The 21,881-nt window shown below is 62.2% G+C and carries 22 protein-coding genes and 1 pseudogene; 17 read left to right on the top strand and 6 right to left on the bottom strand.

The features are described 5' to 3' along the window. Nucleotides 1-215, bottom strand: a pseudogene (locus Q362_RS23580) (transposase); the annotation flags it as partial. 135 nt (nucleotides 216-350) lie between these two features. Between Q362_RS23580 and fabG the strand changes: the two are divergent. The 15 genes from fabG (at nucleotide 351) to Q362_RS0110670 (ending at nucleotide 13,572) form a co-directional block, all read left to right on the top strand. Continuing rightward, nucleotides 351-1,091, top strand: coding sequence for a 3-oxoacyl-ACP reductase FabG (gene fabG, locus Q362_RS0110600; protein ID WP_028318670.1), 741 nt, complete (start codon nucleotides 351-353; stop codon nucleotides 1,089-1,091). After that, complete coding sequence (locus Q362_RS0110605; protein ID WP_035216420.1) at nucleotides 1,091-1,540, top strand: 3-hydroxyacyl-ACP dehydratase FabZ family protein; 450 nt, start codon at nucleotides 1,091-1,093, stop codon at nucleotides 1,538-1,540. The genes fabG and Q362_RS0110605 overlap by 1 nt, the downstream gene beginning before the upstream one ends. After that, nucleotides 1,541-2,341: an enoyl-ACP reductase FabI gene (locus Q362_RS0110610; protein ID WP_028318672.1), complete on the top strand. Its 801-nt coding sequence runs from the start codon at nucleotides 1,541-1,543 to the stop codon at nucleotides 2,339-2,341. A gap of 10 nt (nucleotides 2,342-2,351) precedes the next feature. After that, nucleotides 2,352-2,588: a YkvA family protein gene (locus Q362_RS20215; RefSeq protein ID WP_157470035.1), complete on the top strand. Its 237-nt coding sequence runs from the start codon at nucleotides 2,352-2,354 to the stop codon at nucleotides 2,586-2,588. Nucleotides 2,589-2,610: 22 nt separating this feature from the next. Further along, a complete protein-coding gene (locus tag Q362_RS0110620; RefSeq protein ID WP_051554118.1) occupies nucleotides 2,611-3,651 on the top strand; it encodes a 3-oxoacyl-ACP synthase III in 1,041 nt (346 codons plus the stop codon). A gap of 8 nt (nucleotides 3,652-3,659) precedes the next feature. Beyond that, nucleotides 3,660-4,529 (top strand): alpha/beta fold hydrolase, encoded by an 870-nt coding sequence (locus Q362_RS0110625; RefSeq protein WP_035216421.1) that lies wholly within the window; start codon nucleotides 3,660-3,662, stop codon nucleotides 4,527-4,529. Further along, nucleotides 4,526-6,157, top strand: a complete 1,632-nt coding sequence (locus Q362_RS0110630) for a fatty acid CoA ligase family protein (protein ID WP_028318675.1) — start codon at nucleotides 4,526-4,528, stop codon at nucleotides 6,155-6,157. Before Q362_RS0110625 ends, Q362_RS0110630 begins: the two co-directional genes overlap by 4 nt. Before the next feature lie 45 nt (nucleotides 6,158-6,202). Then, a complete protein-coding gene (locus Q362_RS0110635) occupies nucleotides 6,203-7,243 on the top strand; it encodes an NAD-dependent epimerase/dehydratase family protein (protein ID WP_245590206.1) in 1,041 nt (346 codons plus the stop codon). A gap of 302 nt (nucleotides 7,244-7,545) precedes the next feature. Next, nucleotides 7,546-7,977, top strand: coding sequence for a F0F1 ATP synthase subunit B (locus tag Q362_RS0110640; protein ID WP_028318677.1), 432 nt, complete (start codon nucleotides 7,546-7,548; stop codon nucleotides 7,975-7,977). Then, nucleotides 7,974-8,681 (top strand): F0F1 ATP synthase subunit B, encoded by a 708-nt coding sequence (locus tag Q362_RS0110645; protein ID WP_084312574.1) that lies wholly within the window; start codon nucleotides 7,974-7,976, stop codon nucleotides 8,679-8,681. The genes Q362_RS0110640 and Q362_RS0110645 overlap by 4 nt, the downstream gene beginning before the upstream one ends. Next, a complete protein-coding gene (locus tag Q362_RS0110650; protein WP_028318679.1) occupies nucleotides 8,678-9,226 on the top strand; it encodes a F0F1 ATP synthase subunit delta in 549 nt (182 codons plus the stop codon). The genes Q362_RS0110645 and Q362_RS0110650 overlap by 4 nt, the downstream gene beginning before the upstream one ends. Nucleotides 9,227-9,229: 3 nt before the next feature. Beyond that, nucleotides 9,230-10,753 carry a F0F1 ATP synthase subunit alpha gene (atpA, locus tag Q362_RS0110655; protein WP_028318680.1) on the top strand — a complete coding sequence of 508 codons (1,524 nt, stop codon included), beginning with the start codon at nucleotides 9,230-9,232 and terminating at the stop codon, nucleotides 10,751-10,753. A 21-nt stretch (nucleotides 10,754-10,774) separates the two neighbouring features. Further along, nucleotides 10,775-11,656 carry an ATP synthase F1 subunit gamma gene (gene atpG, locus Q362_RS0110660; protein ID WP_028318681.1) on the top strand — a complete coding sequence of 294 codons (882 nt, stop codon included), beginning with the start codon at nucleotides 10,775-10,777 and terminating at the stop codon, nucleotides 11,654-11,656. Nucleotides 11,657-11,703: 47 nt separating this feature from the next. Further along, nucleotides 11,704-13,125: a F0F1 ATP synthase subunit beta gene (gene atpD / locus Q362_RS0110665; RefSeq protein ID WP_028318682.1), complete on the top strand. Its 1,422-nt coding sequence runs from the start codon at nucleotides 11,704-11,706 to the stop codon at nucleotides 13,123-13,125. A gap of 30 nt (nucleotides 13,126-13,155) precedes the next feature. Further along, the gene (locus Q362_RS0110670; protein ID WP_028318683.1) at nucleotides 13,156-13,572 is read left to right on the top strand and encodes a F0F1 ATP synthase subunit epsilon; all 417 of its coding nucleotides are present in this window, start codon (nucleotides 13,156-13,158) and stop codon (nucleotides 13,570-13,572) included. A 95-nt stretch (nucleotides 13,573-13,667) separates the two neighbouring features. Here Q362_RS0110670 and Q362_RS20220 read toward each other — a convergent pair whose 3' ends face one another. The 4 genes from Q362_RS20220 to Q362_RS0110690 form a co-directional block, all read right to left on the bottom strand. After that, entirely contained in the window at nucleotides 13,668-15,512 is a 1,845-nt protein-coding gene (locus tag Q362_RS20220; protein WP_051554126.1) for an N-acetylmuramoyl-L-alanine amidase, read from the bottom strand. A gap of 281 nt (nucleotides 15,513-15,793) precedes the next feature. Next, nucleotides 15,794-18,466: a DNA mismatch repair protein MutS gene (gene mutS / locus Q362_RS0110680; protein ID WP_028318684.1), complete on the bottom strand. Its 2,673-nt coding sequence runs from the start codon at nucleotides 18,464-18,466 to the stop codon at nucleotides 15,794-15,796. Next, nucleotides 18,463-18,969, bottom strand: coding sequence for an HIT domain-containing protein (locus Q362_RS0110685; protein WP_028318685.1), 507 nt, complete (start codon nucleotides 18,967-18,969; stop codon nucleotides 18,463-18,465). Before Q362_RS0110685 ends, mutS begins: the two co-directional genes overlap by 4 nt. Beyond that, nucleotides 18,966-19,460: a metallophosphoesterase family protein gene (locus Q362_RS0110690; protein ID WP_035216423.1), complete on the bottom strand. Its 495-nt coding sequence runs from the start codon at nucleotides 19,458-19,460 to the stop codon at nucleotides 18,966-18,968. Before Q362_RS0110690 ends, Q362_RS0110685 begins: the two co-directional genes overlap by 4 nt. Nucleotides 19,461-19,653: 193 nt before the next feature. Here Q362_RS0110690 and efp point away from each other — a divergent pair, with 193 nt between their 5' ends. Both efp and epmA read left to right on the top strand, forming a co-directional pair. Then, nucleotides 19,654-20,217, top strand: coding sequence for an elongation factor P (gene efp, locus Q362_RS0110695; RefSeq protein ID WP_028318687.1), 564 nt, complete (start codon nucleotides 19,654-19,656; stop codon nucleotides 20,215-20,217). 6 nt (nucleotides 20,218-20,223) lie between these two features. Further along, nucleotides 20,224-21,141 (top strand): EF-P lysine aminoacylase EpmA, encoded by a 918-nt coding sequence (gene epmA, locus Q362_RS0110700; RefSeq protein WP_028318688.1) that lies wholly within the window; start codon nucleotides 20,224-20,226, stop codon nucleotides 21,139-21,141. A 26-nt stretch (nucleotides 21,142-21,167) separates the two neighbouring features. On the opposite strand, the gene Q362_RS0110705 is transcribed toward epmA, so the two are convergent. Further along, a complete protein-coding gene (locus tag Q362_RS0110705) occupies nucleotides 21,168-21,833 on the bottom strand; it encodes a metallophosphoesterase (protein ID WP_051554128.1) in 666 nt (221 codons plus the stop codon). Between the last annotated feature and the right edge of the window lie 48 nt (nucleotides 21,834-21,881).

The raw sequence follows: 21,881 nt of genomic DNA on the forward strand, positions 1-21,881 counted from the left end.
ATGAACAGCATCCGAAAATAGACTCCGGGCGGAATGGAGGGCCTTCCCTTGCTGGCAAAACACGGGGCGCAGAGCTCTTCCGCCCAAGAGTCGAAACCATCCTTGGCGAGAAGATCGTTGAGCCGGGAGTAAAAGGGATGCCCTTGGCCCTTGGGAAGCTGATGCTGGTTGACCCACATTGTCTGTTGCTTGGGTTTGCGTCTACCAATCGCCATACGGTAATAACTCCTTGTTGTGAAATGATAAAATCAATTTACCGCACATGGGGATTGGGGCAATAGGTTTTACAGGGTTACGGGGTTTTTCAACGGGCTGTTAGAGACTTTAAATGACAAATTTCTTGGAAATCCATGCTCGAATTTGAAGGGAAAAAGGCCGTGGTCACCGGTGCCACCCGCGGTATCGGCCGGGCGATCACCGAGGCCCTGCTGGCAGGAGGGGCTTCTGTGACCGGGATTTACGGCGGCAACCAAGAGGCGGCCGAGGCCATGGCCGGCGACAACGTCCGCCATGGCGAACGGCTGCGGCTTGCCCGGCTCGATGTCGCCGCCTACGCTGCCGTGGCCGCCTTCTTCGCCCAACTGGAAGCGGAGTGGGACACCCTCGATATCCTGGTGAACAACGCCGGCATCCGCCGCGACGCCGTGGTGGCCATGATGCGGGAGGAGGACTGGCGGCGGGTGCTCGACGTCAACCTCACCGGCGGCTACGCCATGTCCAAATGCGCCCTGCCGCTGATGCTCAAGCAAAAATACGGCCGCATCGTCTTCATGACCTCGCCCATGGGCCATCTCGGTTTCGCCGGCCAGGCCAACTACGCCGCCTCCAAGGCCGGCCAGATCGGGCTGATGAAATCGCTTTCCAAGGAGGTGGGCAAGCGCGGCATCACGGTCAACTGCGTCTCGCCCGGCTTCATCGCCACCGAACTGATCAACGATCTGTCCGAGGCCCAGGTGAAGGAATACAGGAAAATGGTCCCGGCGAACCGGTTCGGCACCCCGGCCGAGGTGGCCGAGGCAGTGCTCTTTCTGGCCGGGGACCGCGCCGCCTACATCAGCGGCGCGGTGCTCGAGGTGACGGGAGGCCTGTGATGCCGCCATCGGCCGATCCGTTCATCCTGGACCGCATCCCCCACCGGCCGCCCTTTCTCTGGCTGGACCGGGTGCTCGAAATCAGCGGCGGCACCATCCGGGCGGAAACGACCGTCCGGCGCGACCTGCCGCTTTTCCAGGGCCATTATCCCGACTATCCGCTGATGCCCGGCGTGCTCCTCTGCGAGGCGGTGTTCCAGGCCGGCGCCCTGCTGATCGGGGAATTGATGCGCGGCGAGGAGGTGGTGCCAGGGAGCGGCGTGCCGGTGCTGACCCGGATCATGGGCGCCAAATTCAAGCGAGAGGTGCGGCCGGGCGATACCCTGGACATCTCCGCCACCCTGGTCGAGCGCCTGGGGCCGGCCTGGCTGCTCAAGGGATCGGTCCGGGTGGGCGGCAAGACGGCGGTGCAGGTAGAGTTCGCCTGTGCCCGCAAAGAGGGGGCCTGAATGGATTTTCTCCAGCTTGCCGGCAAAACCATCGTGGTGTTCGGGCTGGCCAACAAAAAATCGGTGGCCTGCGCCATCGGCCGGGTGCTGGCGGAAGCCGGGGCCAGGGTGATCCACGTGGTCCGCAGCGAGCAGCGTGCGCAGACCGCGGCCAATCTCTTTCCGGATAGCCCGGTTTTCTGCTGCGATGTCGAGGACGAGGCCAACATCGTCCGGGTGCGGGACGAGATCGCCGACCGGATCGAGGCGCCGCTCGACGGTATCGTCCATTCCATCGCCTTTGCCAACTATTCCGAAGGGATGCGGCCCTTCCACGCCACCCTCAAACGGGATTTCCTCCAGGCCATGGACACCTCCTGCTTCTCTTTCATCGGCATCGCCAACCATTTCAAGGATCTGCTGGCGCGGCAGGCCTCGCTGGTGACCATCTCCATCTCCACTACCCGCATGGCCGCCGAAAACTACGGCTACATGGCCCCGGTCAAGGCGGCGCTGGAATCCTCGCTCTGTTTCCTCGCCAAGAGCTTTGCCGCCTTCTCCGAAATCCGCTTCAACGCCGTCTGCCCCGGCCTGCTCAAGACCTCGGCCTCGGCGGGCATCCCCAACTACATCGACAGCTATCTCTTTGCCGAGCAGGCCACCCTGCGGAAGAGGGCGGTGCAGACCGGGGAGGCCGCCAACGTGGCTGCCTTCCTGCTGTCGCCGCGCTCCTCGGGGATAACCGGGCAGTGCCTGGTGGTGGACGCCGGCATGGGCATGAACTATTTCGACGCCGCGATCGTCGCCAGAACGGTCGGGTGAAGGAGGCGCCGTGCAGCCGTGGCCGATGCTCGCCCGCCTGTGGCAGATGATCATCCACACCAAGGATGTCTTCCTCTCGCCGACCACGCCGCTGCCGGTGAAGATCGTCCTGGCGCTTGGCCTGCTCTATACCCTGTCGCCCTACGATCTGATCCCCGAGTGGGTGCCGGTGTTCGGGGTGATGGACGACCTCGCCCTGGCCGCCCTGCTGATCGCCTGGGCCAACAGTTTCGAGGTGCCCAAATGACGCGGGACGGAGCGGTGGCGGCATGAATCTGCGTTACAGCCGGGTTTGTCTGCACGAGTTCGGCTATCAATTGCCGCCGGTGGAGCTGTCGTCGACAACCATCGAGGAGCGGCTCGGGCCGCTGTACGAGCGGCTGAAACTGCCGGCCGGCCGGTTGGAACTGATGACCGGCATCGCCGCCCGTCGGCTGTGGCAACCGGGGACCCGGCCGAGCGCAGGTGCGGCGGCGGCGGGTGCGGCGGCCATCGCCAGGGCCGGGATCGATGTTGCCGAACTGGAGTGCCTGCTTTTCACCTCGGTGAGCCGCGACATGATGGAGCCGGCCACTGCCGCCTTTGTCCATCGCGCCCTCGGCCTGCCGCCGGACTGCCTGCTGTTCGACATCTCCAACGCCTGCCTCGGCTTTCTCGACGGGATGGTCATGCTGGCCAACATGCTGGAAATGGGCCAGGTGCGGGCCGGGCTGGTGGTGGCGGGCGAGACCGCGGAAAACCTGATCGACTCCACCCTCGCCCACCTGCTCGCCGACACCACGCTGACCCGCAAGACCATCAAGCCGCTCTTCGCCTCGCTGACCATCGGCTCCGGTGCCGTGGCCCTGGTGATGAGCCGCAGCGACTGCCGCGATACCGGTCACTATCTGCGCGGCGGCGCCTGCCGGGCCAATACCGCCCACAACGACCTCTGTCAGGGCGGCCAGAACGCGGAGCAGGGCACGCTGATGTCCACCGACTCGGAGCAGTTGCTGGAAAAGGGCATCGAGACCGCCGCCGCCTGCTGGCGTTCTTTCCAGACTGCCCTGGGCTGGGACAAGGGCGCCATCGACCGGTTTTTCTGCCACCAGGTGGGCAAGGCCCATGCCCAGATGCTGTTCGAGACCCTCCAGCTCGATCCGGCGCGAAATTTCGAGACCCTGCCGACCCTGGGCAATGTCGGTTCGGTTTCGGCGCCGATCACCATGGCCCTGGGCATCGAGCAGGGCGCTCTGGTGCCGGGGCAGCGGGCCGCGATTCTGGGGATCGGCTCGGGCATCAACGCCCTCATGCTGGGGATCGACTGGTGAGGGAGCACATGGCCGAGCTGGCGGAATATCCGTTTACGCCGCGGTTTTTCGACATCGACGGCCACCGCATGGCCTATCTCGACGAGGGGTACGGCCTGCCGGTGGTCATGGTCCACGGCAATCCCTCCTGGTCCTACCTCTACCGCAACCTGGTCCTCGGCCTGCGCGACCGCTGCCGCTGCATTGTGCCCGATCACATGGGCTGCGGCTTTTCCGACAAGCCGCAGGCCTATCCCTATTGCCTGGCCACCCACATCGATAACCTCGAACGGCTGCTCGACCATCTCGGCATCACCCGTTGCGTGCTGGCGGTGCACGACTGGGGCGGCGCCATCGGCATGGGCTGGGCTGGCCGCCATCCGGACCGGGTCGCCGGCCTCGTGGTGTTCAATACGGCTGCGTTCCGGTCGCACCGCCTGCCGCTGCGCATCGCCGTCTGCCGCTGGCCGCTGCTGGGGCCGTTGCTGGTGCGCGGCTTGAACGGTTTTGCCCGCGCCGCCACAATCATGGCGGTCAACCGGCCCATGCGTCCGCAGATCGCCCGTTCCTTTCTCGCCCCTTACGACAGTTGGCAAAACCGCATCGCCCTGCTGCGCTTTGTCCAGGATATTCCCATGCACCCGGATCATCCCTCCTGGCCCGCGCTGGTGGCGGTGGAGGAGGGGCTTGCCCGGCTGGAGCACTGTCCTATGCTCCTCTGCTGGGGCGGCCGCGACTTCTGCTTCAACGATCATTTTTATGAGGAATGGCGCCGGCGTTTTCCGCGTGCGCGCGCCCACCATTTCCCGCATGCCGGCCACTATGTGCTCGAGGATGCGCTGGCCGCGATCCAGCCGCTGATGGCGGCCTTTCTTTGCCGCCTTGGGGGGGCGCGATGACCGACTGCAATATCGCCGCCGCGCTTCAGGACACGGCCGCCGCCCAACCCGACCGGATCGGTCTGGTCGCCTTGGAAGACGGGCAGTGGCGCGAGTGGACCTTTGCCCAGCTCAGAGACAACTGCGACGGTTTTGCCGCGGCCTTGCACGCCGAGGGTGTCCGCCGTGGCGACCGGGTGATGCTGATGGTGCGGCCGTCGATGGCCTTCGTCTGCCTGACTTTCGCCCTGTTTCAACTGGGGGCGGTGATCATCCTCATCGATCCGGGCATGGGCTACAAGAACCTGCTGCGCTGCATCGGCTCGGTGCGGCCGGATATCCTGGTCGGCATCCCCCAGGCCATCGCCTTCAGCCGGCTCTTTCGTCGGCCCTTTGCCACGGTGCGCAGGCGGATCGCGGTCGGCCGGGTCTGGTGGCTGCCGGGCAAGGCTCTTGAACCGCAACCGGCCGGAACCGGCGACCTGCCCCGGTTCCAGGCCGCGGCAGCCGATCCGGCGGCCATCATCTTTACCACCGGTTCCACCGGCCCGCCCAAGGGCGTGGCCTACACCCACGGCATCTTCCATGCCCAGCTGCGCCTGATCCGCGACTACTACGGCATCGGGCCGGGCGACGTCGATCAGCCCGGTTTTCCGCTGTTCGGCCTGTTTGCCGCCGCCCTCGGCGCCAAGGCGGTGATCCCGGACATGGACCCGACCCGACCGGCCCGGGTCGATCCGGAAAAATTCGTCCGCACCCTGCTGGCGCACCGGGTGACCTACTCCTTCGGTTCGCCGGCGATCTGGAACGTGGTCAGCCGCTATTGCCTGGAAAAGAAGATCGTGCTGCCGGTGCAGAAGGTCCTGATGGCCGGCGCCCCGGTCTCGGGCGAGCTGGTGGCACGGGTCCAGCGCATCCTGCCCGAGACGGCCCTGATTTTCACTCCCTACGGCGCCACCGAGAGTCTGCCGGTGGCCTCCATCGAGGGGCGGGAAATCGTCGGCGAGACCTGGCCCCTGACCCGCACCGGCCACGGGGCCTGCGTCGGCCGCGCCCTGCCCGGCATCGACGTGCGGATCATCGAGCCGGTGGAGGGAGCGATCGGCTCCTGGCAGGAGGTGCGGGAGGTCGGGCCAGGCGTTATCGGCGAGATCGTGGTGCGCGGGCCAGTGGTCACCCGCCTCTATGCCGACAACGGGGCGGAGACCCGGCTGGCCAAGATCGTCGACGGCGAAGGCTTCTGGCACCGGATGGGCGACATGGGCTCTGTCGACGACCAGGGCCGGCTGTGGTTCTGCGGCCGCAAGGCCCATCGGGTGCCCACGGCCGGGGCAATGCTCTACACCATCCAGTGCGAGGCGATTTTCAACGAGCACCCGCTGGTCCGGCGCGCGGCCCTGGTCGGCCTGGGGGCCTGCCCGGAGAGGAAGACGCCGGTGATCGTGGTGGAACCGGAGGGGCCGGTTGGCGATCAGGAGCGGCTGTTTGCCGAACTGCGGGAATTAGCCCAGGCCAATCCCCTGACCGCGCAGATCGAACATTTCCTGATCCACCGTTCCTTTCCGGTGGACATCCGCCATAACGCCAAGATATTCCGGGAACAGCTGGCGGCATGGGCGGCCAAGCGGGTGCAACTGCCCTGCGGGTGATGAGGGCTGACCGTCCGGTCCGGACTGCGGGAACAGGGAGAGGCAATGGCGACTGAGCAGAAAATGCAGAGTGCGACGATGCGGAAGGTGGTGGTGACCGGTGGCGGCGGTTTCATCGGCAGGGCTTTGGTGCAGGCCCTGGTCGGACGCGGCGTCGAGGTAAGGGTGATCGGCCGCACCCCCTATCCGGACCTGGCTGCCCAGGGCGTGCGCTGCATCCGAGGCGACATCCGCGAGCGGAGCACCTTCGAGGATGCCCTGCGCGGTTGCGACACGGTTTTCCACACGGCCGCCAAGGCGGGCATCTGGGGGCCGCGCCAGGAATATTTCGCCATCAACCATATTGGCACGGTGCACGTCATCGCCGCCTGCCGCGCCCAGGGGGTGCCGCGTCTGGTTTATACTTCGACCCCATCGGTGGCCTTCGATCGGGACAATCTCGACGGCGTGGATGAATCGGCTCCCTATGCCAAGCGGCCGCTGTGTGCCTACGCCGCTGCCAAGATTCTGGCCGAGCAGGCCGTGCTGGCGGCCAACGAGTCGGAACTGCGGACCATCGCCCTCCGGCCGCATCTGGTCTGGGGACCGGGGGACCACCACCTCATCCCCCGCCTGCTGGAGCGGGGCCGGGCCGGGCAACTGAAGATCGTCGGCACCGGCGACAACCGGGTCGACATCGCCTTTATCGACAACGTGGTCCACGCCCATCTGCTGGCAGCGGAAAACCTGGGGACGACAGGGAGCGGCGCCGGCCAGGCCTTTTTCATCGGCCAGGAAGAGCCGGTGGCGCTGTGGCAGTGGATCAACGGGCTCTTTGTCCGGCTCGACATCCCGCCGGTGACCCGGAGGGTGCCGCTGGCCGTCGCCTATGGCGCCGGGATGATGCTGGAGGGCATCCATGGTGCGCTCAAAATAACCAGCGAACCCCGGATGACCCGGTTTCTTGCCTGCCAACTGGCCAAATCCCATTGGTTCAGCCACAGGAAGGCGGAACAGCTGCTCGGCTATCGCCCGCTGGTCACCACGGACGAGGGGATCGAGCGGCTGGTGAACTGGCTGCGCAAGGGCGACGATCGACCGGCATGACCGCTCGCTCAAGGCAATCCGGGCGGAAAATAATCTTGGCAATTCACCGGGAGTACGCTATTCTGTCGTGCTTCTTTCAATGCAGGGAAGGACGCGGCATCCCGGACCGGGTTGTCAGCGGATCGCCTGCAAAAAAGGGTGTGCGGACGAGCAACAAGCATAACTGAAAAATCCTATAAATTTTATTTAAAAAGGTTTGACAGCCGAACCATTTTTCAGTAGTTATCCGGACGGAAGATGAACCGTCATTCACTTGTCTGGGCGGGTATTTGCCATATTTTCAGCAATAAGGGGATGTTAGTATGATTTCGGTTGATGTTACGCTGTTGATGCACATCGTCAATATGATTGTGCTGATGTTCGTTCTCAATGCGATTCTCTACAAGCCGGTGCTGGGGATTCTCGAGAAACGGGCGCAAAAGATCGAATCGCTCAACGGCGATGTGGCGCAATTTGAGCAGAACGCCCGTCAGCGGCAGGCCGAACTGGACCAGAAAATGCGGGAAGCGAGCAACAAGGCGAAGAAAGCGCTCGACGGAGCCCGGGCTCAGGCCCAGGCCGCCGGTGCCGAGAAACTGGCCGCCATTCGCAAGGAATCCGACAGCATCAAGGAAAAACAACTGGCCGACCTCCGGGCGCAGATCGAGGGGGCCAGAAAGGAGCTTCAGGAAAATGCCGCGGGTTTTGCCCAGGCAATGGCAGGAAAGATACTTGGAAGGAGTCTGGACGCATGAGAGCTTGGAACACAACACTACTGCCGGTGCTGCTGGCGCTGTTGATTGGTGCGTTGCCGCCCGCTTTTGCCGTGGCGTCCGACGCCCCGGCGGCCGGCGCGCATCAGGAAGTGCAGGCGGCCGCACACTCGGCGGCTGCGGCAGGGCATCAGGTAGCGGCTGAGGGGCATGGAGCTGCGGCCGCCGGGCACGGCGACGCCCATGGCAGCGATCCGCTGTCGCCGGAAAAATTGAAGGACCTGTTCTGGCGGACGGTCAACTTTCTGGCGCTCGTCATCATCCTGGTGAAGTTCGGCGCCAAGCCGATCATGTCGGGTCTGAGCGGCCGGCAGCAGCAAATCCGGGAGGAACTTGCCGATCTCACCGCGCGCCGCGACGAGGCCGAGCGCTCCTACCATGAGTTCGAGGCGAAGCTGGCCGGCATGGAAAAGGAGATGGAGTTGATCGTCGAGCGGGCCATTGCCCAGGCGCAGGTGGAAAAGGAGCGCATCCTGGCGGATGCGGAGAAGGCTGCGGACGATATCAAGCGCCAGGCGGAAGCGGCGGTCCAGGCCGAACTGGAAGACGCCAAGCGGCGTCTCCGGGAAGAGATCGCGGATCAGGCCGCGGCCATGGCGGAGGAGCTGATCGTAAAAAACCTGACCCCGGCGGACCAGGTGGCGATCACGGAACAGTATCTTGAACGGGTGGGTGCGGTACAGTGAGACAGACAATACTAGCACGTCGCTATGCGAAGGCGCTCTTTTCCTTGGGAAAGGAGCAGGGAACAACGGAAGACTACAGCGCCAGGCTCAAGGCGATCGCCGAACTCTATGCCGATGATGCCGCCGGTGTCAGCGATGCCGTGACCAATCCGCTCTATCCGTTGGATGTCCGGCAGAAGGTCATGGCCAAAATCGCCGAGTCGGTGCAGGCCGACGCCATGCTGACCAGTTTCCTCAAGCTGCTCATCGAGAAGAAGAGGGCGGACATTCTGCCCGACATCGCCGAGGCGATGCAGGCCATGGTGGACAAGGACCAGAATATCAGCCATGGCATCATTGTTTCGGCCGTCGAGCTCGATGGCGGCCTGATGGAGAAGATCCAGGCCACCCTGGAAAAATTGACGGGAAATAAGGTTATACTTGAAACCCAGGTTGATCCGTCCATTATCGGCGGTATTATTGCCAAGGTTGGTGACTTGGTGCTGGACGGAAGTATAAAGACGCAACTGAATGGATTAAAGGAATCTATCAAGGGGAGAGAATAATCAATGCAGATCAAAGCAGAAGAAATCAGCCAGATTATCAAGGACCAAATCGCTGGCTATAAAGCGGATATCGACCTGAAGGAAACCGGTACCGTTCTGTCGGTGGGCGACGGTATTGCCCGCGTCTATGGCGTCGAGAATTGCCAGGCCATGGAACTGCTTGAATTCCCCGGCAATATTTTTGGTTTGGCTCTGAACCTTGAAGAGGACAACGTTGGCTGCGCCATCCTGGGCGACGTTCGCGACATCAAGGAAGGCGACATCGTCAAACGGACCGGTAAGATCGCCATGGTGCCGGTGGGTCCGGAAATGGAAGGCCGTGTTGTCGACGGCATCGGTCAACCGATTGACGGCAAGGGACCGATCACTGCCAAGGAATCCCGCAAGATCGAAGTGTTGGCCCCTGGCGTTATCGCCCGGAAGAGCGTGCATGAGCCGTGCTATACCGGTGCCAAGGCGGTCGACGCCATGACCCCGGTCGGCCGCGGCCAGCGCGAACTGGTCATCGGCGACCGTCAGATCGGTAAAACCGCCCTGTGCGTCGATGCCATCATTGCCCAGAAGAACACCGACGTCCACTGCATTTACGTGGCCATCGGCCAGAAGAAATCGACGGTTGCCCTGGTGGTCGAGGCGCTCCGCAAGCATGGCGCCATGGAGTACACCACCGTCGTCGCCGCTTGCGCGTCCGATCCCGCGCCGATGCAGTACGTCTCCGCCTTCGCCGGCTGCGCCATGGGCGAGTACTTCCGCGACAACGGCCAGCATGCCCTGATCATCTATGATGATCTCTCCAAGCAGGCCGTCTCCTACCGTGAGCTGTCCCTGCTGCTGCGCCGTCCTCCGGGACGCGAGGCCTATCCCGGCGACATCTTCTTCAACCACTCCCGCCTGCTGGAACGCGCCTCCAAGCTGAGCGACGAACTGGGCGCCGGCTCCCTGACCGCCCTGCCGATCATCGAAACCCAGGCCGGCGACGTGTCCGCCTTCATTCCGACCAACGTTATTTCGATCACCGACGGTCAGGTCTATCTGGAACCGAGCCTGTTCTTCGCCGGTATCCGTCCGGCGATCAACGTCGGTCTTTCCGTTTCCCGCGTTGGTGGTGCCGCCCAGGTCAAGGCCATGAAGCAGGTCGCCGGAACCCTGCGGCTCGACCTGGCCCAGTATCGCGAGCTGGCCGCCTTTGCGAGTTTCGGTTCTGATCTCGACGCCGCGACCCAGGCCCAGCTGACCCGCGGTGAGCGCTTGGTCGAGATTCTCAAGCAGCCCCAGTATCAGCCGCTGCCGATGGAAAAGCAGGTCACCATCATTTTTGCCGGCACCAAGGGCTTTTTGGACAAGTTCCCGGTCAATGTCCTCGCCGACTACGAGAAGGAACTCTACAGCTACATCGAGACCAACGAGGCCTCCATTTTCAATGAACTGCGGGAAAAACAGGTTATTTCTCCCGAACTGGAAGAGAAGATGAAGAAGACACTGGCGACCTTTGGCGAAACCTTCAAGGCGACAAAGGGCCTGAACTGAGTGCAGGAGGGGTAGACGCTCATGCCTGGACTAAAGGACGTTAAGGAAAAGATCAAGGGTGTCAAGAAAACCGCGCAGATCACCAAGGCCATGAACATGGTGGCCTCGGCCAAACTGCGCGGCGCCCAGGAGAAGATGGAGCGGTTCCGCCCCTACGCCGGCAAATTTGCCGAGACCATGCGCGATCTTTCCGGTGGCATGGAAAACGGCGATTTGCCCCTGATGGAGGTCCGCGAGGTCAAGAAGGTGGAGATTCTCGTTGTCACCTCCGACCGTGGGCTGTGCGGCAGCTTTAACGCCAATATCATCAAGACGGCTGAACGGCTACGCAAGCAGTATGAGGCCGAGGGAAAGGCCGTCAGCTTTGTCACTGTCGGCAAGAAGGGAACACAGGCCCTCAAGAAGAGCGGCAAGCTGCGGGTCCATTTCAACGATATCATGGGCTCGTTTCAGATGTTCAATGCCCGCGAGATTTCGCAGAATATTACCGAGGCTTTTCTCAATGGCGAAAGCGATCAGGTCGACATCGTCTATGGCCGCTTTCATTCGGTGGCGGTGCAGAAACCCGAGCGGGAGGATCTCTTGCCGATCAAGCCCGTGACGGATGGTGAAGGGACCGCATCCGGTAAGGCGGAAATGTCGGGGTCGTATACCTACGAGCCCGATCCGGGGGAGATCATGGAGGTGCTGCTCCCGCTCTTCCTGAATGTGCAGATTTACCATGCCATGCTGGAAGTGGGCGCCAGCGAGCATGCCGCCCGGATGACGGCCATGGATAACGCCACCAATGCATGCAAGGACATGATCACGCAATTGACCCGCCTGTACAACAAAGCGCGTCAGGCTGCGGTCACCAGCGAGTTGATGGATATTGTAGGCGGCGCCGAGGCGCTCAAAGGATAATCAGGATCTTACAGGCTATTGTACATGTTTAAAGGAGGCCTTCTCAAATGGGTGAAGCACGCATAGGAAAAATTATTCAGGTCATCGGGCCTGTTGTCGACGTCGAGTTCGAGCCGGGCTATCTGCCCGACATCATGAACGCCCTGTTCATTTCCAACCCGGCCATCAGCGACGTGCCGGACAACCTGGTCTGCGAAGTGGCCCAGCATCTGGGCGACAATGTCGTCCGGACGGTCGCCATGGACCAGACCGACGGTTTGATGCGCGGTATGCCGGTCAAGGATACCGGCGGCCCGATCACCATTCCGGTCGGCTCACCTGCCTTGGGCCGGATTATGAACGTCGTCGGTCGCCCGGTCGACGGACTCGGCCCGATCGTTTCCGAGAAGAACATGGCCATCCATCGTCCCGCGCCGGCGTTTACCGAGCAGGATACCGAGGTCAACGTTCTTGAGACCGGCATCAAGGTCATCGACCTGCTGGTGCCGTTCCCACGCGGCGGCAAGATGGGCCTGTTCGGCGGCGCCGGCTGCGGCAAGACCGTTATCATGATGGAGATGGTCAACAACATCGCCATGCAGCACGGCGGTATTTCGGTCTTCTGCGGTGTCGGCGAGCGGACCCGCGAGGGCAACGACCTCTACAACGAGATGAAGGAGTCCGGCGTATTGCCCAAGGCGGCCCTGGTGTACGGCCAGATGACCGAACCGCCCGGAGCGCGGTCGCGCGTCGCCCTGACCGGTTTGACCGCAGCCGAATATTTCCGCGATGAAGAGGGCCAGGACGTGCTCTTCTTCGTCGACAACATCTTCCGCTTCACCCAGGCAGGTTCCGAGGTGTCCGCGTTGCTTGGCCGCATCCCTTCTGCGGTCGGCTATCAGCCTACTCTGGCCACCGACCTCGGCGCCCTGCAGGAGCGCATCACTTCGACCACCAAGGGATCGATCACCGCCGTGCAGTGCGTCTATGTTCCGGCCGACGACCTGACCGACCCGGCGCCGGCCACCACCTTCGCCCATCTCGACGGCACGGTCGTTTTGTCCCGTCAGATTGCCGAGCTGGGCATCTACCCGGCGGTGGATCCGCTTGACTCCACCTCCCGCATCCTCGATCCCAACGTGGTCGGCCAGGAACACTATGCCACCGCCCGCGGGGTCCAGGTCGCCTTGCAGAAATACAAGGAGTTGCAGGACATCATCGCCATCCTCGGCATGGATGAGTTGTCCGAGGAGGATCAGTTGACCGTTGCCCGTGCCCGCAAGGTGCAGCGTTTTCTGTCGCAGCCCTTTCATGTCGCGGAAGTCTTCACCGGCTTCCCCGGCAAGTACTGCAAGGTCGAGGATACGGTCCGCGGCTTCAAGGAGATCCTGGACGGAAAGCACGACGATCTCCCTGAGACCGCCTTCTACATGGTTGGCAACATCGAAGAAGCCGTGGAAAAAGCCGCTGCCCAACGAGCCAAGGCTTGATCACATCGACGCTGAAGCGAGGTAAAGTTCATGGCGCAAATTCATCTGGAAGTTGTCACACCCAATGGTGCCGTGGTCAGTGAGGATGTCGATATCGTCACTGCTCCCGGTGTTGGCGGTGAGTTTGGCGTGCTGGCCAATCATGCCCCCTTCTTGAGCACCATCCGGACAGGGACGCTCAGTTTCAAGAAAGATCGGATGACGAAATATTTGATGGTAACCGGTGGGTTCACCGAAGTATCGAACAACAAGATCACCTTCTTGGTGGAAGGTGCCGAGTTCGGTCAGGATATCGACGTGGACCGGGCACTGCGGGCAAAAGAGCGAGCCGAAAAGCGGCTGGTTCAGATGCAGCAGGCTACCGAAAAAATCAACCGTGTCCGGGCGGAGGCCGCGTTGCAGCGGGCTTTGGCCCGTATCCACACCGCCGAATTGACCCGGCACTGATTTCTCCACTGTCATTTCAATAAAAAAAGCCGCCCCGCACGGGCGGCTTTTTTTATTGGCGGTTTCGTGAAATAAGGGGCTGACGCTCGGTTGGTTTACAGGGTGATGGCGGCGGTGTGGTGGTGGTCAACATAGGCCGCTATACCGGCGGCTAGGTGGGCGGCGATGGCGTCGAGATAGCGTTCGTTCTGGAGGAGCCTTGCCTCCTCGGGATTGGTGATGAAGGCAATCTCGGCCAGGATGGCGGGCATTTCCGCGCCGATCAGGACATAAAACGGGGCCTGTTTGACGCCGAGATCGCGGGGTTTGTAGAGGCCGCTCAAACCGGAAATGAGGTTGGACTGCACAGACCGGGCCAGTCGGGTCGATTCGTCGATCTTGGAATTCTGCATCAGGGTCGACAAAATGTCCTGCAACTCGCCGATGCTGTGGGTCGAGGTGGCGTTTTCCAGCGCCGCAACCCGCATGGCATTGGCATCGGTGGCGAGGTTGAGGAAGTAGGTCTCGATGCCGCTTTTGCTGCGATCTGAATGGGCGTTGGTGTGAATGGAGATGAAGAGATCGCTTTTGTGCGTATTGGCGATGGCCGTGCGCTCCTCGAGCGGTATGAAAATATCCTTGGTCCGGGTCAGCACAACGTCGTAGCGGTAGGTTTCCTTGAGTATTTTCGCAACCTTCTTCGAGATGGTGAGCACAATATCCTTCTCTTTGAGGCCAAAGGCCATGGCTCCGGGATCCTTGCCGCCGTGTCCCGGATCAATCACGATCGTGCGAACGCCGAGCCCCAATTGCTGTGCCAGCGACAGTTTTTCCTGCGATTTGCCCTTTATCGCTGGAGGAGGCGTGGCGGCATCAACGCGGGGGGGACGTTTCTTTTGTTCCGTGAGGCTGACGACGGGCGGCTGCGCCAGTACCGATGCGACGGCAGGCCGCTTGTCTTTGTCGGCGGGTTGAACGGGCTGCGGCCCGACGGGAAGGGGGGCCTGGGCTTCAGCGGATTGTGCCTCCTTGACGACCGCAGTGCCGCCGCGGATATCGACGACGACCCTGAAGGGATCGGTGAGGCTGAACGCCTTGTATTCCGATAAGGACGTGAGATCCAGGATAACGCGTGCGGTTTCGTCGTCAAGCTGCTCGGGCCGGACGGATTTGAGCAGCCCATGTCGCACAGGTAGAGGCTGTCGGAGTTTTGGCGCGATATAGCTCCTGGCGAGATCGATGACAAGCCGGCGAAGCCGTCCGTCGCCCTGCTGATCCAGTACCTGCGCCGTAAAGGCCACAGGTGCGGCGGGCTGGAGGACAATCCGGCAATAATCCTCCGACGCCCAGTATTTGACGGGGGGAAGGGAGGCGAGATGTTGCGGTGCCGGCGATTCGGTAGCCTGCGCCGGTGATTGTGGCTTTGCCGGTTCAAACTTCTTGGGACTGACCTTTGCCCTTGCCTTTTCGACCTGATCCCCCTGGGGATAGAAGGTGATGATTTTGCGATACAGCTCACTGGCCAACGCTTCCTTGCCGGGAGTCATGCCAGCGCATACCGCCGCCTCAAAGAGGGCATCGTCGGCAAGGGTATGGCCGGGATAGAGATCCGCCAATTCAAGAAAGCTGCTGCGAGCGCTTTCCAGGTCCTGCGGCATCCTGAAGAGATCGAACATCCGTCGGTACGTTCTGGCCTCCATAAACAGGCTGGTAGGGCCAAGAACGCCCTTGCGTTCCGACACATGAATGGCACGGAACATTCGGGCGCAGTTGAGCCAATTGCCCCGCGCTTTGCCGAGGGAGTTCTCCTGCTCGAGACGGGCCGCGTATTCCTTTGTCCCCTTGTACCGCTGCTCGGCGGTCAGCGTGTCGGTACGATCGACCTTGATGCCCGCCCTGGGGGCGGAAAAGGCCGACCCTGCGGCGGCGATGAGCAGCAGGACGGCAACGAACAGAAACACCACTCCTCTGGAACGGGTGGAAAGTAGGGGGGCACAGAGCTGCACGGGCATGGATGAAACGTGAACGATGTGTTAATTCGTTGAAAAAATTATCTAATTGGAGCTCCTCCCGCTGGGGGAATACTGACGGGTTCTTAAAATTATCCGCACTATACAGCATTTACACGCCAAGGTAAAAGAAATTGTACTTCATGGCACCCAAAGTTAAAAAAATTTAAACGGAGCCGGTAAAGAGCATGCGACCGGCGCGCCGTTTCAGGAAAAAAAGGAAGGGCGGCCGCTCAACGATTGGACGTATCGAGACCGGCAAGGGCTTGGTAGAGAAGATCGAGGGCCTGTTTGGGAGTCAGCTCGTCGGGGTTGACAGAAGCCAGCAGTGAGAGCACGGGGTGGGACGGCGGCGCAAACAGCGGGAGTTGGCGGGGCTCGTTTTTTTTGCTCTTGCTGCCGGTGGCGATGGCGGGTTGCCCCTGGAGGTTGAATTCTCCTCGTTCGATATTTTTCAGAATCTCAGAGGCACGGGCAATGACGTGGGCAGGCACGCCGGCAAGGGACGCCACTTGGATGCCGTAGCTGCGGTTGGTGGCGCCTTTGACCAGTTTGTGGAGAAAGATGATGGTGTTGTTCCATTCCTTGACGGCGATCGAATAATTCTGGATCCGGGGATTGGTTGCCGCCAGGTCGGTCAACTCGTGGTAGTGGGTGGCGAAAAGGGTTTTGATGCCGACGCCATTTTTCTGGGCCAGTTCTTCCGCCACGGCCCAGGCGATGGCCAGACCGTCGTAGGTTGAGGTGCCGCGGCCGATCTCGTCGAGAATGACTAGACTGTTTTCGGTGGCATTGTTCAGGATATTGGCGGTTTCGTTCATCTCCACCATGAAGGTCGACTGGCCGCGCCGCAGATCGTCCATGGCCCCGACCCGGGTGAAGATGCGGTCCACCAGGCAGATGTCGGCCGATTCGGCCGGGACGAAGCTGCCGAGATGGGCCATGAGGACGATCAGGGCGGTCTGCCGCAGCACCGTCGACTTGCCGGCCATGTTGGGGCCGGTGATGATCAGGATTTCGTCCTGCTCCTGGTCGAGGTGCACATCGTTGGGGACAAAACGACCGGGCTCCAGGGCGCGTTCGATGACGGGGTGCCGTCCCTCGGTGATGGTGAGGGCGCGGTCGCTGTTGATCGTCGGACGGCAGTAGCGGTGGCGGCTCGCCAGTTCGGCGAAGCAGGCGAGCACATCGATCCGGGCCAGCAGGTCGGCCACGGCCAGCAGCCGCTGGTTGTGCGCGACGAGCTGCCCCCGGACATCGAGAAAGAGCTCGTATTCGAGTTCCAGCCGCCGTTCCTGGGCAGTGGCGATGGAGTTTTCCAGTTCCTTGAGTTCAGGGGTGATGAACCGCTCGGCATTGACCAGGGTCTGCTTGCGGATGAAATAGTCGGGCAGGGCTTCGGCCTGGCTGCGGCTCACCTCGAAATAATAGCCGAAGACCTTGTTGTAGCCGACCTTGAGCTTGGCCAGGCCGGAACGCTCCCGCTCGCTGTTTTCCAGGGCGAGGATCAGCTGCTTGCCGTCGCGGAGGAGCACGATGAGGCGGTCGAGTTCGGCGTTGTATCCCTCCCGGATCAGGTTGCCTTCCCGCAGGCTGATGGGGGCGTCGTCGCGGATGGCGGCGTCGATGAGCTGATGCAGGTCGGCCAGGAGGTCGAACTCGGCGGCCATGGCCTGCGCCAGGGGGGAAGTGCAGCCGGTCAGCAGCGCATGCAGCGCGGGCAGTTGCGCCAGTGAGGTTTTGATGGCGGTCATGTCGCGGGCATTGCCGTGGCCGAGCACCAGGCGGCTGCACAACCGTTCCAGATCGTAGACCGAAGCGAGCAGATCACGCATGGCCGTCCTGGTGTCGGGTTGCCGGATCAGTTCCTGGACGCTGGTCAGGCGGGCCTCGATCTGTTCCTTTTCCTGAAGCGGGAACAGCAGCCAGCGGCGGAGCAGGCGGGCACCCATGGGCGTGGCGGTCCGGTCGAGCACGGCGAGCAGCGAGCCTTCCCGCTGGCCGCCGACGAGCGTTTCCGTCAGTTCCAGATTGCGGCGGGAGGCGTCGTCGATGATCAGGTAACCGCCGTGGTTGAGGGGGCTGAGCTGCCTGATGTGGGAGAGTTCGGATTTCTGCGTCTCCTTGAGGTAGAGCAGCAGGGCGCCGGCGGCGCTGATGGCGGCGGTGTAGGCGGCGCAGCCGAATCCGGCCAGATTGGCGGTGCGGAAGTGCTCGGTGAGCGTCACGAGGGCCGAGCGGAAGTCGAAGTGCACGTCGGGCCGTCCGGTTACGCAGAGCTGCCCCAGATGGGCGGTGAGCAGGTCGGTCAAGCCCGTCCACTCCTCGACTTCCGATTGGGCCAGGAGCAGCTCCGCCGGCCGCAGGCGGGTGAATTCGTCGATCAACGGGGCCGGGTCGCTGGCGGTGAAGACGACCTCGCTCACCTGAAACCGGCCGGTGGAGACATCGACCACCGCCAGGCCGGCCAGCATTTCCTTGGCCGATTTGCGGTCGAACGAGGCGGCGCAGACGTAGCAGTCCGCCTTGGCGTCGAGCAACTGGTCGTCGGTGGTCACGCCGGGGCTGACCACCCGGACCACTTCCCTGCGGACAATGCCCTTGGCCTCCTTGGGGTCCTCGACCTGCTCGCAAATGGCGACCCGGTGGCCGGCCTTGATCATCCGGGCCAGGTAGCCGGTCACCGCGTGAAACGGCACGCCGCACATCGGAATTTTGTTGACCTCGTCCTTGGCGCTGCGCGAAGTCAGGGTGATGCCCAGGACCTTGGCGGCGGTGACGGCGTCGTCGAAGAACATCTCGTAAAAATCGCCCATGCGATAGAAGAGGATGGTGTCCGGATACTGTCCCTTGATCTCCAGATACTGCTGGAGCATGGGCGTGATCTTGGGCGGCGCGGCGTTCATGGGGCAGGGGCGGGCATCAGGTCGAGAAAATCCGGGGCGAGCAGGTCGAAGGTCCGCTCGATGTGCTGGGGGATGGTGCGGACCTCGGCGCAGACGGTCATGAAATTGTGGTCGTCCTGCCAGCGGGGCACGAAGTGGAAGTGGAGATGGTCGGCGATGCCGGCGCCGGCCGCCGCCCCCAGATTGAGGCCGATGTTGATGCCGTCCGGGTGCAGATGCCGCCGGAGAATGGTGCAGCAGGCGGCGAGCATGGCCATCAGCCGGCTGTTTTCCTGCGGGGTGAGTTCGGTGAGGTCGGCAAGGTGCCGCCGGGGCGCCAGGAGCAGATGGCCGTTGGCGTAGGGAAAACGGTTCAGGAGGACCACGGTCAGCTCATCGCGAAAGAGAAGAAGCTGCGACTTGTCCTGGACAGCGGTGTCGGGCGGTTCGAACAGGCAGCCCTGCGCCCTGGCCGTCGTGCCGAGGACGTGCTCCATCCGCCAGGGGGCCCACAACACCTTCATCGGGCAAGGGGCAGGGTGACAATCCGGGCGGCGAGTTCGTCGCCGGCCTCGAGAAGGGCATAGGTCGCCGGCGCGCCGTAGGGGCCGGTGGCGCGGAAACTGCCCGGATTGAGAAAAAGGGTTGTGCCGTAGCGATGGCAGGCAGGTCGGTGGGTGTGGCCGGAGATGATGCAGTTGGCTTCGGGAAAGAGGCGCCAGAGCGCGTCCTCGCTATCGGGGCCCAACCGGGCGCCGTGGGTGATGCCAATGGTGAACGGCCCCAGGGAGAACTGCATCTGCTCCGAATGGCGGCTGCGCATGCTCGTCTCGCACATATTGCCGCAGACCGCATACACGGTCCTGCCCCGGAAGGCGTCCAGAACCGGCAGCGCCGTCACGTCGCCGGCATGGATAATGACATCGCAGTCGGCAAAACACGCCTCGACCCGCCGGAGGAACTGGCTGTCGGGCCGGCTGAGATGGGTGTCGGAAAGAACGCCTGCGCGGATCATCAGATATGGTGCGGTCGGTGAGAAGCTGTCATGAAAGGGCAATCTATAAACATTGCCCGGCGAACACAAGAGAAGAGCGCGTTTGCCGGATAATTTTGCCGGCCATGCAGGAAGCAGTTGCAAAAAAAACGGCAGTACCGTAACATGGCGCCTCTTTAAGGAAACCAATTCATAATGAGTGAAGGACGAATCTATGTATACAGCCTCCGATTTACGCAAGGGCCTGAAAATTCAAATTGATGGCGAGCCCTATATTGTCACCGAGTTCGATTTCTCCAAACCCGGCAAGGGACAGGCCCTGTACCGGACCAAGATGCGGAATATGATCACCGGCGTCCAGTTCACCCAGACCTATCGCTCCAACGATAAATTCGATCGGCCGAACCTCGAAGAGCGCACAATGCAGTTTTTGTATGCCCAGGACAACGAATACCATTTCATGGACACCTCCTCCTACGAGCAGATTTTTCTGACCGGGGAGCAGTTGGGCGACAACCTTAATTTTCTCATCGACAACATGGAGGTGGAAGTATTGTTCTTCGGCGACCGCCCCATCGATATCACCCTGCCTACCTTCGTCAACCTCGAGGTGACCGTGGCCGACCCCTGGGCCAAGGGCGACACCTCCGGCTCCGACACCAAGCCCGTGACCGTGCAGACCGGCTTTCAGCTTCAGGTGCCGCCCTTTGTCGAACAGGGCGATAAAATTCAGATCGACACCAGAACGGGCACCTACATCACCAGGGTGAAAGAATAACCCGGCATGCTCTCCCCGAAAGGCCTGCGGCAGCGATCCGACCTGCTGCAGGCCATCCGTTCGTTTTTTCTCGAACGCGACTACATCGAAGTCGACACCCCGCTCCGCCTGCCGGTCCTGATCCCCGAAGCCCATCTCATTCCCTTTGCCAGCGAGGACTGCTTGCTGCACACCTCGCCGGAACTGTGCATGAAACGGCTGCTCGCCCGCGGCTGCGACCGTATTTTTCAGATCTGCCACTGTTTCCGCAAGGAAGAACGCGGCCGCTTGCACCAGACGGAATTCGCCATGCTCGAATGGTATCACAAGGGCTGGGATTACTTCGATCTGATGCGGCAATGCGAGGAACTGATCGGGACCCTGACGCGCATGGTGTCCGGTTTTGCCGGCATTGCCGACGACAACCGCCTGTGCCGGGGAGACAGGCGGGTGACGCTGACCCCGCCGTGGGAGCGCCTGCCGGTTGCCGAGGCCTTTCGGCGGCATGCCGGGATTTCGGCTGCGGAGGCACTCCGCGCCGGCAGTTTTGACGAGGTCCTGGTGACCGGGGTCGAGCCCAACCTGGGCTGGGACCGGCCGACGTTCCTCTACGATTACCCGGTCGAACTGGGGTCGCTTGCCCGCCGGAATCAACAGAACCCGGCGGTGGCGGAGCGGTTTGAACTCTATATCACCGGGGTGGAAGTGGCCAACGGCTTTTCCGAGCTGGTCGATCCGCAGGAGCAGCGGCAGCGCTTTCTGCGGGAGATCGAGGCGGTGCAGCGGGCGGGAAGAACGGCCGGGATGCCGGAGAAGCTGCTGGCGGAACTGGACCTGATCGGCGAAACGGCCGGTATCGCCCTGGGATTGGACCGGTTGTGCATGCTGCTGATGGGCCAAACCGACATCGCCCTGGCCACCCCATTTATTTTTGAGGAATTGTAAGCTCCTTCCTTGTCTTTTTCGCCCCCTTAACTACCATACACTGTAGCAGCAGGGACCACGGCATCGCCCGGCACGCTGATTACCTCGCGCTCGGGCAGCAGCAGTGCGGTCAGACGGCCGCCATACACGGCGCCGGTGTCGATCCCGATTTTATCCGCCGCCCAGTAGGGCTCGGCAAAGACCGTGTGACCGAAGACGACCGGCTTGCCGAGATCACAAGCGCTGGCGAGAAAAGAGTCGCGCGCCCACAGGCACCATTGGGCCGTCTGCTGGCTGAGATGGCGGCCGGGTTGGAGGCCTGCATGCACATAGACGGCGTGCCGATCCTCCCAGAAGAGGGGCAGGCTGCGGAAGAAAGCAAGGTGGTCGGCGGGAACGCGTCGTAGTTTTTCTTCCTGCGTTGCCGATGCCGAGAGGCCATAGCTGGCCAACGTCTGTTCGCCCCCGACCTGAAGGAACAGGCTGCTGTCGCCGCCGGTGAGATACTGATAAAAGAGAAAGTCGTGGTTCCCCATGAGCGGCACAAGCCGGGGATGCCGGGTGCTCAGCGACAGGATGGTGCTCACCACGGCCTTGGAATCCGGCCCCCGGTCGACGTAATCGCCGAGGAACACAAGGGTATCCGCCCGGTGGCACACCTTGCCCAGCAAGTGGATGAGCGCAGTGTGGCAGCCGTGAATATCTCCGATCACGCAGGTTGTTGAGCTTGCTGTCGACATGTTGGTTGATGGCTGAAAAAA

Source organism: Desulfobulbus elongatus DSM 2908 (assembly GCF_000621145.1).
In the GTDB taxonomy this organism is placed as follows: domain Bacteria; phylum Desulfobacterota; class Desulfobulbia; order Desulfobulbales; family Desulfobulbaceae; genus Desulfobulbus; species Desulfobulbus elongatus.